We start from the raw sequence: 16160 nt of genomic DNA, 5'->3' as shown, positions 1-16160 counted from the left end.
CCAAAGTTCAAGTGTTAACGTGTTCGACATGAAGACAGCAGCAGCGCACCACCACACCACGGGCGTCCCGCTCGTGGCGCGCCTGCACGTCGATCTTTGCCGCTGCATGTCCGCGGCCTGTTGCCGCCGCTGACCCCTTCACCGCGGCGGCCGGAGATCCCGTACGGATCGATACGGACCTCCTTTCTCCTGGCGCTGTCCGCCGTTTCCCCACCTTTCGACGCCTGTCTGTCCCCGGAGTGTGTCCGTTGTCCACCACGTCTTCCGAGACCGAGCGGTCGCCCGAGACCGCCAGAACCTCCCGCCGCATACCCAAGGTCCCCTTCTGGGCCCAGATCCTGCTCGGCCTGGTCCTGGGCGTGCTGCTCGGCTGGATCGCCAAGAGCGGTGACGTCTCCTGGCTGAAGACCACCCTCGACACCATCGGCAGCCTCTTCGTCCAGCTGCTCAAGCTGGCCGTGGCGCCGCTGGTCTTCTTCGCCATCCTGGTCTCGATCACCAATCTGCGGCAGGTCAACAACGCGGCCCGGCTGGCCACCCGCACCCTGCTGTGGTTCATGGTCACCTCGCTGATCGCGGTCGCCATCGGCATGGCGATCGGCCTGATCAGCAACCCTGGCGCGGGCACCGGCCTGACCCCCAAGGACGGCAAGCTCCCCGAGCACGCCGGCTCTTGGATCGACTTCCTGACCGGCATCGTCCCCAAGGACGTCATCACGCCGTTCACCGACCTGAAGGTCATGCAGATCGTCTTCATGGCGACGGTGGCCGGCATCGCGGCCCTGAAGCTGGGCGACCGCGCCGAGCCGGTGCTGCGCCTGAGCCGTTCCGCGCTGGAGCTGCTCCAGAAGGCCCTGTGGTGGGTCATCCGCCTCGCCCCGATCGGCTCGCTCGGCCTGATCGGCTACGCCATCGCGGACTACGGCTGGGACCTGATCAGCAAGTACGCGACCTTCACCGTCGACATCTACGTCGGCTGCGCGATCGTCCTGTTCGGCGTCTACCCGCTGCTGCTGTCGGTCTTCGCCAAGGTCAGCCCGTTGCAGTTCTTCAAGGGCGCCTGGCCCGCCATCCAGCTGGCGTTCGTCTCCCGCTCCTCGGTCGGCACCATGCCGCTGACCCAGAAGGTCACCGAGCGCCTGGGTGTCCCGAAGGAGTACGCGTCCTTCGCGGTGCCGTTCGGCTCGACGACCAAGATGGACGGCTGCGCCTCGATCTACCCGGCGCTCGCCGCGATCTTCATCGCGCAGATCTTCAACGTCGACCTGGGCGTCGGTGACTACATCCTGATCGCCTTCGTCTCGGTCATCGGCTCGGCGGCCACCGCCGGCCTGACGGGCGCCACCGTCATGCTCACCCTGACCCTGTCCACCCTCGGCCTCCCCCTGGAGGGCGTCGGCCTGCTGATGGCCATCGACCCGATCCTGGACATGATGAGGACGGCTACGAACGTTGCCGGCCAAGTCGTCGTACCGATCCTGGTCTCGGCCAAGGAGAAGATCCTGGACCGCGACGCGTACGACCGTGCGGCCGGCGTGGAGCTGGAGGACGGCGTGGTCGCGGAGGCGGACGCGGAGCGGAAGGTGTCGGTACCGGCGCCTGCCGGAGCCTGAGCGCGGACACCGGCCGCGGGGCCGTATCGACCTGAACGCCGGACGGGCTGGGACTTCCCAGCCCGTCCGGCGTTTCGCGTGCGGCGGTACGCGCCCCCACTCAGCCGGCCTTAGCCGTATGCGCCAGGATCGCCTCCGTCAGCGGCCCCTGGACCTCCGGCGGCAGAGCGTGGCCCATGCCGGGGATCTCTGTCAGGTGGGCGTGTCCGACGACCTGGGCGAGGTGGTGCGGGTGCGGGGGCGGGAAGACCGGTTCGGCCGGGGCGTTGACGACCAGGGTGGGGATCCGGTTGGCGGCCAGGGCTTCGGTGCGCAGCATTCCGGAGTGGTCGGCGCGGGCGGGGGCGGTGGAGACGTCGTAGCGGCCGGTGTGCTCGATGATCCGGCGTTCCAGGGCGCGGTAGTGGCCGGGGTCGAAGGGGAGCTGTCCGCCGCTGAGGACCCGCCAGTGCTCGACGCGCCGGTCGAGTTCGGCCTCCAGGCCGTGGTCCTCGACGGGGCGGGCCCACATCTCCAGCACCTCCGGGGCGATGCCGGGCAGGTCGGCGACGGGGACCCGGACGCCGTCCGGGCGGGTGTAGGGGGTGGTGCTCAGGGCGTTGGTGCCCATCAGGGTGGCGCTCAGGATCCGGTCGGGGTGGTCGGCGAGGACCAGTTGCGTCAGCATCCCGCCGAGCGACAGGCCCACCAGGTGTGCGCGCTCGACGCCGAGGCCGTCGAGGACGCGGACGATGTCCGACGCCAGGTCCGTGATGCGGTACGGCTGTTCGTCGAAGGACCAGGTGGAGCGGCCCGTGTCGCGGTGGTCGTAACGGATGACCCGGTGCTGGACGGCGAGCGCGTCCACGAACGGCTCCGGCCAGCCCAGTCCGGACGCCTGCGCACCCATGACCAGCAGCAGCGGGGGCGCGTCGGCCGGGCCGCGCTGGTCGGTCCACAGGCGTACGCCGGGGGCCGCTTCGACGAACCGCTGGTGTGCCTGGTGCATGGGGAGGGTCCTTTCGGCCGAAACAACGAGACGACCCGTATCGTCTCGCTTTCGGGGCGATCGCGTCAAGAGGCGTCGGACAAGGCGGGAAAACGTAAACTTACTTGGCGGTAAAGGGGCGGGACGGAAGGGCAATTGGCGTGGGAGCTGTGAAGAGCAAGCGGATGCCGCGGGCCGTACGGGAACAGCAGATGCTCGACGCGGCCGTGCTGACCTTCGCGCGGCGCGGTTACCGGGCGGCTTCGATGGACGAGATCGCCGAGGTGGCGGGGGTGTCGAAGCCGCTGGTCTATCTGTACCTGAACTCCAAGGAGGAGCTGTTCAGCGCCGTGATCCGGCGGGAGTCGGCGGCGCTCGCGGAGGCCGTACGGGCCGCGGTGGAGCCGGACGCGCCCGCCGACCGGCAGCTCTGGAGCGGGCTGAAAGGATTCTTCGCACATACGGCCGAGCATCCGGACGGCTGGGCGGTGCTGCACCAGCAGGCCCGTACGCAGGGGGAACCGTTCGCGGTCGAGGTCGCCGCGATGCGGGCGGAGATCGTCGAGTTCGTCACGGCGATGATCGGCGCGGCGGCCCAGGAGGCGGGCTGCGTTCGGGAACCGGCCGCGCGTGAAGTGTCCGGCCTGGCGCACGCGCTGGTGGGAGCCGCCGAATCACTGGCCGACTGGGCCAACGGCCGCGGCAGCGGGACGGCGCCGGGGGAGCGCCCGTCGGCCAAGGACACGGCGGCGACGCTGATGAACTTCGCCTGGGCGGGGCTGGGGCGGCTGATGGACGGGGAGCGCTGGTCGCCGGGCGGGTGAGGGGGTGTACGCCCCGGGCGTCATACGTCCGTTTCGACCCGGCCCTCCAAGTGGACGCGGGGCCGCCCGTCCGGGCCGCCGCGGAGCTGGAACGCGCCGCCGTCGCGCGTGGTCTCGTACGCGTACGCGACGGTGGCGGGCAGCAGGACCGGGGAGCGGAATTCCGCCGAGATGCGCAGCGTCGCCGTACCCGGCAGCACCGCCTCGGCGGCGCAGCGCGCGAAGGTCCACATGCCGTGCGCGATGGCCCGGGGGAAGCCGAGCGGGCGGGCCGTGAGCGCGTGCAGATGGATCGGGTTGTAGTCGCCGGAGACGGCGGCATGGCGGCGGCCGAGGTCGGCGGGCAGGCGCCAGCGGGCGCGTACGGGCAGTTCGCGGGGGCCGGGAGGCGGGGGATCGGGGCGCCCGGTCCCCTCGCCGCCCGCCGTCCGGTGCCGTGCCAGATACGAGCTCCGGTCGTGCCACACCAGCGCGCCCCCACGGCGCGCCTCGGTGGTCATCACCACCTCGGTACCGCGGCGATGCGGCCGCAACGCGCTCGCGTACACCGTCAGTTCGAGCGTGTCGGTCGGGTGCAGCGGCGCGTACTGGGTGATCTCGATGCCGGTGTGCACCAGGCCCAGCATCGGCAGCGGGAAGTCCCGTGCGCTCATCAGCCGTGCGGCCAGCGGGAATCCGAGGATGTGCGGGTAGGTGACGGGCAGCGGTTCGGTGGCGTCGTACCCGCAGACCCGGGCGTACGTGGCGGCCCGGCCCAGCCCGATGCGGACGGCGGGCAGGACGAGGCGGGTGCGCGGCAGCACGGCGTCCGGCCGCGGGCGCTTGCCGAAGCCGGTCAGTACGCCCTTGGCCAGTACGGGCATCAGCCGCGGCGCGCGGGACAGGCCGGTGGCCGCGCCGCCCGGCACGTCGGCCGTCATCAGGCGCCCGGCCGGCGCGGCGCGGTCAGCGGGCGGTCCGCGCCGGGTGTTGCGCGGCGGGCGGTGACGGTCGTCCGGCGGCGGGTTCCAGGGGTGCGGAGGAGGGCCGGGGCCGCATCGGCGGGAGGAAGACGGTGCTCGGGCATTGGCCAACTCCTGGTCCTCGCGTAAATTTACTTCGAAGTAAGGTTACTGTCGGGTCAGGTGTTGGTCGAGAGCGCGAACCTGCGGGCCGCGCGCCGTCCCCGGCCGCTCAACGGGCCTGCTCCTCCGGCCTGTTGGAGTCCGCCGGCCGTTGTGCCGCGCCGGCCGCCGCGCCGCGCACACCGTGCGACCACCGTGAGACGAGGAGCCGCTCGTGTCCAGTCAGCAACGGCAAGGCGGGCCACCGGCGCCCGCTCCGGCGGAGCCCCGCACCCGGGTGCGGGACGGGGCCGTGCGGGAGGTGTCCGTACCGCCGCTGGTGGCGCCGGTGCGGACCGGTTCACTGGGAGACATCCCCTTCGACAACGCCGCGCAAGCGCCCGGCGAGGCCGTACTGGCGCGCAAGAAGGCGGGACAGGACGCCGGGGGCGCGTGGCGGGACGTGAGCGCCGCCGAGTTCGCCGCCGAGGTGCTGGCCGTGGCCAAGGGCCTGATCGCGCACGGGCTGCGGCCGGGCGACCGGCTGGCCATCATGGCCCGTACGACGTACGAGTGGACGCTGGTCGACTTCGCCGCGTGGGCGGCCGGCCTGGTCACCGTGCCCGTCTACCCGACCTCCTCGGCCCACCAGGCGCACTGGATCCTCCAGGACTCGGGTGCGGCGGCCTGTGTCGTGGAGAGCGTCGCGGAGGCCCGGCTGGTGAGCGGCGTCCGGTCCGGGCTGCCCGGACTGCGCCACCTGTGGCAGCTGGACACCGGCGCCGTACCGCAGATCGTGGCGGCCGGACGGCCGGTCCCGGACGCGCTGGTGACCGAACGGCGGGCGGCCACCGGCCCGTCGGACATCGCCACCCTCGTCTACACCTCCGGCACCACCGGCCGCCCCAAGGGCTGTGTGCTGACCCACGGCAACTTCTTCGCCGAGGTGGACAACGCCATCGAACTGCTGCACCCGGTCTTCAAGTCGGTCAGCAGCGAACCCGCCTCCACGCTGCTCTTCCTGCCCCTGTCGCACGTCTTCGGCCGGATGGTCGCGGTCGGCTGCCTGCGCGCCCGGGTACGGCTCGGCCACGCGCCCAGCATCCGTACCGAGGACCTCCTCGCCGACCTCGCCGCCTTCCGCCCCACGTTTCTGCTCGCGATCCCCTACGTCCTGGAGAAGGTCTACAACACCGGCCGCGCCACGGCCGAGAAGATGGGCCGGGCCGCCTCCTTCGACCGCGCCGCCGCGATCGCGCGGCGTTACGGGGAGGCCGTCGAGGCGCAGGAGCACGGCACGGGCAGCGGCCCCGGCGTGGCGCTGAAAGCGGCCCGGCGGATGTACGACCCGCTGGTCTACCGCCGTATCCGTGCCGCGCTCGGCGGCAAGGTCCGCTACGCGATCTGCGGCGGCTCCCCGCTCGGTCGGCGGCTCGCGGCCTTCTACGCCGGCGCGGGCATCGAGATATTCGAGGGGTACGGGCTCACCGAGACAACGGCGGCCGCCACTCTCACCCCGCCGCTCAAACCCCGGATCGGCACGGTCGGCCGGCCGCTGCCCGGCACCGCCGTACGGATAGCGGAGGACGGGGAGGTGCTGCTGCGCGGCGGGCAGGTCTTCAGCGGCTACTGGGACGCCGCGACCGGCGGGCCGCTGCCGGCCGGGGACGTGGACGAGAGCGGAGCGGGAGGGAGGACGGGAACGGACGCGGGGTCGGGGGCGGGCGCGCCGGACGGGGGCTGGCTGGCGACCGGCGACATCGGCGCGCTGGACGCGGACGGCTACCTGACCATCACCGGCCGCAAGAAGGAGCTGATCGTCACCTCCGGCGGCAAGAACGTCGCCCCGGCCCCGCTGGAGGACCGGCTGCGGGCGCACCCGCTGGTCGGCCAGTGCATGGTCGTCGGCGACGGCCGCCCGTACGTCACCGCGCTGGTCACGCTGGAGCCGGACGGGCTGGCGCACTGGCGGCAGATGCGGAGGAAACAGCAGGTGCCGTTGGCGGAACTGGTCCGTGACGAGGCGCTGCTGGCCGACATCCAGGACGCCGTGGACGACGCCAACCAGCTGGTCTCGCGCGCCGAATCGATACGCCGGTTCACCGTGCTGCCGGTCGACTTCACGGAGGAGGCCGGTCACCTCACCCCGTCCCTGAAGCTGCGACGGGCCGCCGTCGCACGGGACTTCGGTGCGGAGGTGAAGGAGTTGTACGCGCCGGAGGCCCCGTACTGATGCTCCGTTAACTGACCGCCGGGTAACCTCGTATGCGCTCCGGCCGGTTCGGCCGGGCCGGCAGACCGGAACCCCGTGTCACCTCTGTGGGGGAAGTGGCACGGGGTTCCTCCTCGTATGCCTGCCGCCGCCGGCTCAGCCGCAGTTGCCGCCCGCCGGCTTCCCGGCGAAGCGGCCCGCCAGCCAGTCGGCGGCCGGTACGGCGCCCGCGACCGCGCCGACGACGTGCTCACCCAGCGGGATCGGGGCCCACCGCACCTCGGCGCCCTCGGCGCACCAGTCCGCGCGCAGCCGCTTGCCGACGCCGTACGGGATCAGCTCGTCGAGCGTGCCGTGGTAGAGGAACACCGGCGCGTCCGGCCTGCGCGTACCGAGGTCCGACTCCCGCAGCCGCTGCTGCCAGTCTGCCTCGTACAGCGGGTTCTTGACCGTGACGTCGGAGATCTTCTTGAAGGCACCGGCGATGGCGTCGATCGCCACACAGTTCTTCTTCATGAAGCCGACGTAGTGCCGGCCCTTGTCGTTGAGGTATTTCGCCAGGTCCAGCTCCGGGAACGCGGCGTCCTGGCCGACGGCCGCCATCAGGATCAGGCCCGCGCCGACGTTGCCGTTGTTGAAGTCGGCGACCTTGAGCAGGTCGGCCGGGACGCCGCCGGTCGCGGTGCCCTTGACCTTCAGTTCGGGCGCGTACGTACCGTGCAGCTCGGCCGCCCAGCCGGAGGCCTGGCCGCCCTGCGAATAGCCCATGATCCCGACCGGGGAGTCCGGGGTGACGCCCGCCCGCACGGCACCGGGCAGCCGCTGCGCGGCGCGCGCGGCGTCCAGGACGGCCTGCCCCTCGGCGCGGCCGACGGTGTAGGTGTGGTCGCCGGGCGTGCCCAGGCCCTCGTAGTCGGTCACGGCGACCGCCCAGCCGCGGGCGGTGAGCTGCTGGATGAGGTTGGCCTCGACGGTGGTGCCCTTGGGGAAGCCGGCCGAGGGCGCGCACTGGTCGGCGAGGCCGACCGTGCCGACGGCGTACGTGACCAGCGGGCGGGGCCCGGTGCGGCCGTCGTCCGGGACGATGACGGTGCCGGAGACGACGTTCGGGGTGCCCTTGGCGGTGGTCGAGCGGTACTCCATGTGCCAGGCGCGGGTGCGGGTCGGCTGGCCCGGCAGTGGGTGGAAGGAGGTGGGGGAGGAGGCCACGACGTCGCCGGGGCGCGCTGCCGCCTGCGGGGCCGCCGGGGCGGACTGCGCGGTGGCGGTGGCGTTCGTGAGGCCGAGCGAGAGGGTGAGCGCCGTGACGGCGGTGACGGCGGTGGCGCGCAGCGCGCGGGACGCACGCCGGTCATGGGGGATGTGGGGCACCATGCGGCTCTCCCAACGGTCCGGAGGACGGGGTATGTGGGGTGACCGTAGTGACTCCCGGGTAAGTACGGCGCTGACCAGGACGCTCAGCTTTGCTGACCCCAAAGGGCAGCGGCGGGCGGACGCAGCCGGTACGCGCCCGGCGTGGTCCCCGTCCACCGCCGGAACGCCCGGTGGAAGGCGGTGTCCTCGGAGAAGCCGAGCCGCGCCGCCAGCTCGGCGATCGGCTCCCGGCCCGCCGTCAGCGAGCTGATCGCCGCTTCCCGGCGCACCGCGTCCTTCAGGCGCTGGTACGAGGTGCCCTCCTCCTGGAGCCGGCGGCGCAGCGTCGCCGGGCTGACCGCCAGCCGCGCCGCGATCTCGGCCGCCTCCGGCAGCCGGGCCGGGCCGGTGGCGCGCAGGGCGAGGACGAGCGTGTGCCGTACCCGCTCGGTGACGGTCGTGCCGTACTCCCGGCGGCTCAGCAGATCGGCGGGCGCCCGCCGCAGCATCGCCGTCAGCGCCGCCTCGTCCCGGACGACGGGCGCCGCCAGCCAGCGGGCGTCGAAGGCCGCCGCGGTGTGCGGCGCCCTGAAGCGCACCGCACAGCCGAAGAGCAGCTCGTACTCGTGCGCGTGTGCGGGGGCGGGGTGGGCGAAGCGGGCGTGGCGCAGCGGGATCCGGCGGCCGACGAGCCAGCTGGAGAGCCGGTGCCAGATGATCAGCACGGACTCGGCGAGGAAGGTGGCCTCGGGGTACGGGCGCAGATCGGTACGGATCGAGAACTCGGCGGGGGCGGGAGCGGGGGCGGGGGTGGGAGCGGGGGTGTTACGGGGGCTGATGGCACTGCCGGGGACGGTGGCGGTTCCGGGACTGGTGGCGCTACCGGGGCCGGTGGCGGTACCGGGAGACCCCACCGTCACCCCAGGAGACCCCACCGTCACCCCAGGAGACCCCACCGTCACCGTCATCTCCGGCCCGCCGGGGAACAGCCCGTAGAACCGTACGGCCCGCTCCAGCGCCGTACCGAGGTCGGGGCAGCCCAGGCAGGCGAGGCCCATCATGGCGAAGGTGCCGCGGCGGCTGGGCAGCGGTCCGAGGCCCAGGAACTCGTCGTCCGTCGCCCGGTGCACCTCCCTGACCAGCCGGGCGAAGCGGTCGGCGGTGACCCGCGCCCGCTCGTCCGCGAGCAGCAGGGGCGAGATCCGCGCCGCCTGCAACAGCGGCACGATGTCCACACCCATCCGCCGCGCACCGCTGAGTACGGCCCGCACATGGTGCACCGCGATGGTCGGCCCGGTCATGAATCTGCACGGTAGCCGCGGGGGCCGAAGAGGTCAGGAGGGCCGGAGCGCCGAAAACCCGCCTGCCCGCTTTCGTGCGGCGGGGTGCGGGAAAGGCAGGAGCCCCGTCCCCTTCCCCGAAAGGAAGGAGCGGGGCTCCTTGGGTACTGCTAAGTCGACCGCGATCGGTCGGACCGGGCAACTCAGACCGGCGTGACGTTCTCCGCCTGCGGACCCTTCGGGCCCTGCGTGACGTCGAAGTTCACCTGCTGGTTCTCCTCCAGGGAGCGGAAGCCAGAGGCGTTGATCGCAGAGTAGTGAACGAAGACATCCGGGCCGCCGCCGTCCTGGGCGATGAAGCCGAAGCCCTTTTCAGCGTTGAACCACTTCACGGTTCCGGTAGCCATAAGCCCTCCTTGGGCCAAAGGGTTGCCCTGCTCCAGAACCTGCAAGAAGTCTGAAAACTACAAAAGCCTGCGGCGTCACATGCTCCGCAGGCTCTGTACTGCAAGGGAAACCAAACTGCAACTTGCGCTGAGCGTAGCACGGGGCGCTTGGAGGGCGGAAGAGCCAAAGATCACGTTTACCCGGGCGGTGCAGTGGCCACAGGCGGCCCCGCCGCATCGTCCGGCACCCTCCGGGGCTAGCCTCCGCATGTGGACAATTCAACCGTTGGAGACGCATCCGCAGGAGCCGCAGCCGACCACCGTCGGAGCCGGCCGCGGGTGGGCCACATCCAGTTCCTGAACTGTATGCCCCTGTACTGGGGCCTCGCGCGTACGGGCACGCTGCTCGACCTGGAGCTCACGAAGGACACCCCGGAAAAGCTCAGCGAACAGCTGGTGCGCGGCGATCTCGACATCGCGCCGGTCACCCTCGTGGAGTTCCTGCGGGCCGCCGACGACCTGGTCGCCTTCCCCGCCCTGGCGGTCGGCTGCGACGGTCCGGTCATGTCGTGCGTGATCGTGTCGCAGAAGCCCCTGGAGGAGCTGGACGGGGCTCGGGTCGCACTCGGCTCGACCTCCCGTACGTCCGTACGACTGGCCCAACTGCTGCTGGCCGAGAAGATCGGCGTCACTCCTGAGTACTACACCTGCCCGCCCGACCTCGGCGTGATGATGCAGGAGGCGGAGGCCGCCGTGCTGATCGGGGACGCGGCGCTGCGCGCGAACCTGCACGACGCGCCGCGGCTCGGCCTCCAGGTGCACGATCTGGGCCAGATGTGGAAGGACTGGACGGGGCTGCCGTTCGTCTTCGCCGTCTGGGCGACCCGCCGGGACTACCTGGAGCGCGAGCCCCTCGTCGTACGCAAGGTGCACGAGGCGTTCCTGGCCTCCCGGGACCTGTCGCTCGAAGAGGTCGGCAAGGTGGCCGAGCAGGCCGCACGCTGGGAGGCCTTCGACGAGCAGGTGCTGGAACGCTACTTCACGACACTGGACTTCCGTTTCGGCCCGGACCAGTTGCGCGGCGTGACGGAATTCGCCCGCAGGACCGGAGAATCGACCGGCTATCCGGCGGATGTCCGGGTCGACCTGCTGCGGACCCCGCAGGGCTGACTTCCGTTTCCGGCGGCGAATTCCTTCCGTACGGGACGCGTACGGAACACGTAGGGAACGTGTAGGGAAGGCGTACGGAAACGGCACGGAAGTCAGCCGGAGAAAGTAAGGAAGGCGTACGAAATGCCCGGCCGGCGCGTCAGGGGGCGGGCGTCGGGCCCGGCATCACGTTGCTGATCCATTGCATGGTTCCCTCGTCCATGCCACGGACATATCCCCTGGCGTTGTGACCGCCGCCTTCGATCACTTGCAGGTGGGTCTTGATCGGTCCCTTGCCGTATTTCTTCATGAAGGACTCCAGCTTGGCCCGGCCGCTCTCCTTGGTGCCGATCTGGAAGGCGAGGTGCACGTCCGGGGCCCCGGGCCTGGCGATCAGCTGCTTGGCCAGCTGCTCCGGGTCGTTGGCCCGCTGCTCCTTCTCGTGGCCGCGCCACAGCGGCGAGTCCGGCCGGGTGTCGGGACCGCTCGCGATCACGGCCTTGAACCGGTCGGGGTGCTGGAGCACCTGCTTGAGGCCCACGAAGGCGCCCGAGGAGGAGCCCATGAAGGCCCAGCCGTCCCGTGAGGCGAAGGTCCGGAAGTTGGCCTTGACCAGATCGGGGACGTCGTCGGACATCCAGGTGCCCATCTTCGGCTGCCCCGGGATGTCGCTGCCGTCGTAGTAATTCTTGTCGTCCGCGTTCAGGACCGGCATGACGACGATGAACGGCTTGCTCTTGCCCGACTTCGACCACTCGCTGATGCTGCTCTGCAACTTCAGGTCGGTTCCCATCCAGTAGTTGACCGGATAGCCGGGGCCGCCGGGCAGCGCAATGAGCACCGGGAACGCGCTCTTCGCGTACTTCTCCTCGTAGTACTCCTTGGGCGCCCACACCCAGACCCGGCCCGTGAAGCCGGACTTCTTGCCGTGCAGCGTGGTCACGCCGATCTTGGTGCCGTCGTCCAGCGTGTTCGCCGTCGTGAACTGCGCCTGCGGCCCGGTGGGCATCCGCACCCCCGGCGCGGACCCGCCGGACGCCCCGCCCGCGCCGCCGGAACCGTCGGCGCCGCCACCGTCCGGGCGGGGCTGGCCGAAGGTCATCGGCTCGCCGTTGTCGGAGAAGACGTCGAAGGCGTTCAGTACGGGCACGGCGACCAGGCCCAGTACGACCACGGCCGCCCCCGCCAGCCAGAGCCGCTTCCGCCTGCCCGCGCGGCGGCGCGGCGCGCGGTGCTCCCGGGCGGGGCCGTACGCGGGCCCGCCGTCGGACTCGTACCCGTACGCGGACCGGCCCCCAGGGCCGTTCGAGGGCTGCTCCCCGGGCTGGTGCTGCACGAAGGTCTCCGGATGGGTGTGCTGCCCCGCAGGACAAGTCGGACGGTTGCTGGCGTTCCACCTCTTTGATGGCGAAAGCCGCTGTGCGGGTTCACCGGACCGGGCATGACCTGGGTCATAGGCTGTGCCGTGATCCGGGCCGGCAGGGGGAGGCGAAGCCATGGAGCCGCTGGGGGCGGACGATCCGCGCGTCATCGGTGCGTACCGGCTGCTGGGCCGGCTCGGCGCGGGCGGCATGGGCCGGGTCTACCTCGGGCGCAGCGCCGGCGGCCGTACCGTCGCGGTGAAGTCCGTGCACGCGCAGTTCGCGGCCGACGACCAGTTCCGGGCCCGCTTCCGGCGCGAGGTGGAGTCCGCGCGCCGGGTCGGCGGCGCTTGGACCGCGCCCGTACTGGACGCCGACCCCGACGCGCCCGTCCCCTGGGTGGCCACCGGTTACGTGGCGGGCCCCTCGCTCACCCGCGCCGTCGAGGACTTCGGCCCGCTGGACGGCCCCGCCGTACGGACGCTGGGCGCCGGGCTCGCCCGGGCGCTGGCCGCCGTGCACACCCACGGCCTGGTCCACCGGGACGTCAAACCGTCCAACGTCCTGCTCACCCTCGACGGCCCGCTGCTGATCGACTTCGGCATCGCCCGCGCCACGGACGGCAGCGCCGCGCTGACCGCCACCGGCGTCTCCGTCGGCTCACCCGGCTACATGGCGCCCGAGCAGATCCTCGGCCAGGACGTCACCGGCGCCTGCGACGTCTTCTCGCTCGGCGCGGTACTGGCCTACGCGGCCACCGGCGCCGGCCCGTTCACCGGGGACAGCTCGGCGGCCCTCCTCTACAAGGTCGTCCACGGCGAACCGGACCTCGGCACCGCCCTCACGGGCGAACTCCGCGAAATCACCACGGCCTGCCTGGCCAAGCGCCCCGAGGACCGGCCCGCCCCCGAGGAGATCGCCCGGCGGCTGGGCGGCGCGGAAGCGTGCGGCGAACCGGCGCGCTCTGGCTGGCTGCCGGCGCCGCTGGTCGAACGCGTCAGCAGGCAGGCGGTGGAACTGCTGAACCTGGACGCGCGGGCGGGGGACACCGGGGGCCTGCCGCGCCTGCGTACGGAGATCCGCCGGCGTCTGCGTACGGAGGGCCTGTCGCTGCTTCGTACGGGGTGCCCGACGCCCCTGCGTACGGGGTGCCCGGCACTCCCTCGCACGGGGCGCCGTCCGGCCTCGTTCCTTTCGACGCCCCGCCCGGCCCCGGCACGCCCGGCCCCGGCACGCCCGCCCCCGCTGCCTCCGGCCGGCAACCGACCTACATCCCGCCCCAGCCCCACCCTCAGCCTCACCCCCACCCTTCACATCCCTCTTCCCACCCCTCCTGGCCAACTGCCGGTGCCGCCCCCACCCAGCCACCGAACCCGCCGGAAGCACCCGCCCAGCCCTCCTCTCCGCCCTCCTCCAAGGAACGCCGCCTCACCCTCAAGGGCGCCCTCGGCAGCGGTACCCCCGGACGCCGCCGGATGAGCTGCACGCTGGTCCTGTCCGTGGCCGGTGCGCTCGCCGCCGCGACGACCGCCGCGTTCGTCTTCCAGCTGCTGCCCGGCCAGGGCGAGGGGGACGGCAGGGACGCGGCCGCGAAGCCGCCCGGCAGCGGGCAGACCCCGTCGCCCGGCGGCTCCCGGCCCGGGGAGTCGGCCGTCCCGAAGTCCTTCCTCGGCACCTGGACCGGCACGGTCGTCACCCGTCACGACATCCCCAACGGCACCATCACCAGCACCATCGCCCCGGGCGCCAAGGGTGATTACGTCGTCCACACCTCGTACGACTTCCTGATCGCCCGGTGCGCGGCCAAGGCGAAACTGGTGTCCGCCACCGCCACCACCCTGACCCTCCGGGAGCGCACGGACGGCAAGCCCGGGCCTGGCTGTACGGGAGCCGAGGCGGCCGTCACATACACGCTCGGCAAGGACGGCACGCTCTCCTTCTCCTCGGACGACGAGGCGGGCGGCCGTCCCCGCGCCACCATGAAGAAGACCGGCGGCTGACCCGCCGGAGAACCACCGCTCCGCCCGCCGGAGGGCCCGCGCCCAGCCCTTCGCGCGCCGCCCGGCCCGGCCGCCGCCAGGCCTGTCGTACCGCTGGCGTACGCTGGTTCGGTCGTTATGCCCGCCTCCGAAGGGACGCCCGGTGACCGAGAACGCCGACCTTCAGTCCGTACTCGACCGCGCCGCGGCAGGCGGGCGGATCACGCCCGAGGAAGCGCTGGACCTGTACCGTTCCGCTCCGCTGCACGCGCTGGGCGCCGCCGCCGACGCCGTGCGCCGCCGCCGTTACGCCGGTACGGAGCACATCGCGACGTACATCATCGAGCGCAACATCAACTACACCAACGTGTGCGTGACGGCCTGCAAGTTCTGCGCCTTCTACGCCGCGCCCAAGGACACCGCCAAGGGCTGGTCCCGCGACCTCGACGACATCCTGCGCCGCTGCGCCGAGACCGTCGAGCTGGGCGGCACCCAGATCATGTTCCAGGGCGGCCACCACCCCGACTACGGCGTCGAGTACTACGAAGAGCGCTTCTCCGCCATCAAGAAGGCCTTCCCGCAACTGGTCATCCACTCCCTCGGCGCCTCCGAGGTCGAGCACATGGCCCGGATCTCCAAGACCTCCGTCGAGGACGCCATCCGCCGCATCCACGCCGCGGGCCTGGACTCCTTCGCCGGCGCCGGCGCGGAGCTGCTGCCCGAGCGCCCGCGCAAGGCCATCGCCCCGCTGAAGGAGTCCGGCGAGCGCTGGCTGGAGATCATGGAGACCGCCCACAACCTGGGCGTCGAGTCGACCTCCACCATGCTCATGGGCACCGGCGAGACCAACGCCGAGCGCATCGAGCACCTGCGCATGATCCGTGACGTGCAGGACCGTACGGGCGGCTTCCGCGCCTTCATCCCGTACACCTACCAGCCCGAGAACAACCACCTCAAGGGCCGCACCCAGGCGACGATCTTCGAGTACCTGCGCATGATCGCCATCGCCCGGATCTTCCTCGACAACGTCGCCCACATCCAGGGCTCCTGGCTGACCACCGGCAAGGAGATCGGCCAGCTCTCCCTGCACTACGGCGCCGACGACCTCGGCTCGATCATGCTGGAGGAGAACGTGGTCTCCTCCGCCGGCGCCAAGCACCGCTCCAACCGCCAGGAGATCATCGACCTGATCCGCAAGGCGGGCCGCGTCCCGGCGCAGCGCGCGACCACGTACGAGCACCTGGCCGTGCACGACGACCCGGCCAACGACCCGGTCGACGACCGCGTGACCTCGCACATCTCCTCCACGGCCATCGAGGGCGGCACAGCACACCCCGAGCTGAAGCTCGTCGACGCCAACTGAGCCCCGGCCGAGACTTCCGGTGAGCCCCACGTGCTGACGATCCACCGCGTGCTCGGCGTCCGCCGCGCCCCTGACGGCGCCCCGGGCCCCGGGCACGCGGTCGTCGTCTCCGGCGACCGCGTCGAGGCCGTCGGCCCGTTCGAGGAGCTGCACGAGCGCTACGGCGAACGGGCCCGCGTCCGCGAGTGGGACGGCACGCTGACCCCAGGCCGCCACGAACCCGACGGCGCCGCACTGCTCGAATCCGCCTACCACCCCGACCCGCGCGAGGCCGACGAGCTGGGCACCGCCCCGCTCACCGGCGACGCCCTCACCGCCCTCGGCATGACCGACACCCGCTGGGGCGCGAGCGCCCGCCGGGGTGTCCAGCGCCTGCTTGCCACCGGCACGACATCGGTCTCCGGCCCTTTCACCCGTCCCGCCGTCCGCACGGCGGTCGCCCGCTCCGGCCTCCGCGACCGGCCCGGCCCGCAGCCTCTCGCTCCCGGCGCCCCGGCCGACTTCGCGGTCTTCGCGGAGGACGGCCGCTGCCTGGTCACGGTGCTGGGCGGGCGGCTGGTGTACCGGGGACGCTGAGCGTCACCACCGTCAACGCCGAGAAGCCCGCCCGTCACTTCGTGTGACGGTACT

General features: G+C 72.1%; 14 protein-coding genes and 1 pseudogene. 8 read left to right on the top strand and 7 right to left on the bottom strand.

Annotation, left to right across the window (positions count from 1 at the left end; genetic code table 11):
- Nucleotides 1–248: 248 nt before the first annotated feature.
- Complete coding sequence (locus tag ACEXOX_RS22765) at nucleotides 249–1613, top strand: dicarboxylate/amino acid:cation symporter (protein ID WP_406522861.1); 1365 nt, start codon at nucleotides 249–251, stop codon at nucleotides 1611–1613.
- 100 nt (nucleotides 1614–1713) lie between these two features.
- Here the strand turns inward: ACEXOX_RS22765 and ACEXOX_RS22760 are convergent, their stop codons facing one another.
- The gene (locus tag ACEXOX_RS22760) at nucleotides 1714–2601 is read right to left on the bottom strand and encodes an alpha/beta fold hydrolase (protein ID WP_406522859.1); all 888 of its coding nucleotides are present in this window, start codon (nucleotides 2599–2601) and stop codon (nucleotides 1714–1716) included.
- A 164-nt stretch (nucleotides 2602–2765) separates the two neighbouring features.
- Here ACEXOX_RS22760 and ACEXOX_RS22755 point away from each other — a divergent pair, with 164 nt between their 5' ends.
- Entirely contained in the window at nucleotides 2766–3404 is a 639-nt protein-coding gene (locus ACEXOX_RS22755) for a TetR/AcrR family transcriptional regulator (protein WP_406526434.1), read from the top strand.
- Between the two features lie 20 nt (nucleotides 3405–3424).
- On the opposite strand, the gene ACEXOX_RS22750 is transcribed toward ACEXOX_RS22755, so the two are convergent.
- The gene (locus ACEXOX_RS22750; RefSeq protein ID WP_406522857.1) at nucleotides 3425–4324 is read right to left on the bottom strand and encodes a MaoC family dehydratase; all 900 of its coding nucleotides are present in this window, start codon (nucleotides 4322–4324) and stop codon (nucleotides 3425–3427) included.
- Nucleotides 4324–4470: a hypothetical protein gene (locus ACEXOX_RS22745; protein ID WP_406522855.1), complete on the bottom strand. Its 147-nt coding sequence runs from the start codon at nucleotides 4468–4470 to the stop codon at nucleotides 4324–4326. The genes ACEXOX_RS22750 and ACEXOX_RS22745 overlap by 1 nt, the downstream gene beginning before the upstream one ends.
- A gap of 212 nt (nucleotides 4471–4682) precedes the next feature.
- On the opposite strand from ACEXOX_RS22745, the gene ACEXOX_RS22740 reads away from it, so the two are divergent.
- Entirely contained in the window at nucleotides 4683–6680 is a 1998-nt protein-coding gene (locus tag ACEXOX_RS22740) for an AMP-dependent synthetase/ligase (protein WP_406522854.1), read from the top strand.
- 135 nt (nucleotides 6681–6815) lie between these two features.
- Here ACEXOX_RS22740 and ACEXOX_RS22735 read toward each other — a convergent pair whose 3' ends face one another.
- From ACEXOX_RS22735 to ACEXOX_RS22725, 3 genes are all read right to left on the bottom strand, one after another.
- Nucleotides 6816–8033 carry a lipase family protein gene (locus ACEXOX_RS22735; RefSeq protein WP_406522853.1) on the bottom strand — a complete coding sequence of 406 codons (1218 nt, stop codon included), beginning with the start codon at nucleotides 8031–8033 and terminating at the stop codon, nucleotides 6816–6818.
- Nucleotides 8034–8116: 83 nt separating this feature from the next.
- Nucleotides 8117–9313, bottom strand: a complete 1197-nt coding sequence (locus tag ACEXOX_RS22730; protein ID WP_406522852.1) for an AraC family transcriptional regulator — start codon at nucleotides 9311–9313, stop codon at nucleotides 8117–8119.
- A 182-nt stretch (nucleotides 9314–9495) separates the two neighbouring features.
- A complete protein-coding gene (locus ACEXOX_RS22725) occupies nucleotides 9496–9699 on the bottom strand; it encodes a cold-shock protein (protein ID WP_003984261.1) in 204 nt (67 codons plus the stop codon).
- A 249-nt stretch (nucleotides 9700–9948) separates the two neighbouring features.
- Here ACEXOX_RS22725 and ACEXOX_RS22720 point away from each other — a divergent pair, with 249 nt between their 5' ends.
- Nucleotides 9949–10848, top strand: a complete 900-nt coding sequence (locus ACEXOX_RS22720) for a menaquinone biosynthetic enzyme MqnA/MqnD family protein (RefSeq protein WP_406522851.1) — start codon at nucleotides 9949–9951, stop codon at nucleotides 10846–10848.
- Nucleotides 10849–10987: 139 nt separating this feature from the next.
- On the opposite strand, the gene ACEXOX_RS22715 is transcribed toward ACEXOX_RS22720, so the two are convergent.
- Nucleotides 10988–12163 (bottom strand): alpha/beta hydrolase, encoded by a 1176-nt coding sequence (locus ACEXOX_RS22715; RefSeq protein ID WP_406522850.1) that lies wholly within the window; start codon nucleotides 12161–12163, stop codon nucleotides 10988–10990.
- 160 nt (nucleotides 12164–12323) lie between these two features.
- Between ACEXOX_RS22715 and ACEXOX_RS22710 the strand changes: the two are divergent.
- The 4 genes and pseudogenes from ACEXOX_RS22710 to ACEXOX_RS22695 all read left to right on the top strand — a co-directional run.
- Nucleotides 12324–13585: pseudogene (locus ACEXOX_RS22710) on the top strand (serine/threonine-protein kinase); the annotation flags it as partial.
- A gap of 78 nt (nucleotides 13586–13663) precedes the next feature.
- Nucleotides 13664–14188 carry a hypothetical protein gene (locus ACEXOX_RS22705; RefSeq protein WP_406526695.1) on the top strand — a complete coding sequence of 175 codons (525 nt, stop codon included), beginning with the start codon at nucleotides 13664–13666 and terminating at the stop codon, nucleotides 14186–14188.
- A gap of 142 nt (nucleotides 14189–14330) precedes the next feature.
- Nucleotides 14331–15530: a cyclic dehypoxanthinyl futalosine synthase gene (gene mqnC, locus ACEXOX_RS22700; RefSeq protein WP_406522848.1), complete on the top strand. Its 1200-nt coding sequence runs from the start codon at nucleotides 14331–14333 to the stop codon at nucleotides 15528–15530.
- Between the two features lie 30 nt (nucleotides 15531–15560).
- The gene (locus tag ACEXOX_RS22695; RefSeq protein WP_406522846.1) at nucleotides 15561–16106 is read left to right on the top strand and encodes an imidazolonepropionase-like domain-containing protein; all 546 of its coding nucleotides are present in this window, start codon (nucleotides 15561–15563) and stop codon (nucleotides 16104–16106) included.
- Nucleotides 16107–16160 lie beyond the last annotated feature (54 nt).

The sequence above is a fragment of the Streptomyces sp. Ac-502 genome (assembly GCF_045222935.1).
Lineage (GTDB): Bacteria > Actinomycetota > Actinomycetes > Streptomycetales > Streptomycetaceae > Streptomyces > Streptomyces monomycini.
Note: the sequence above shows the minus strand (reverse complement) of the source record. Positions and strands in the feature narration are given on the sequence as shown.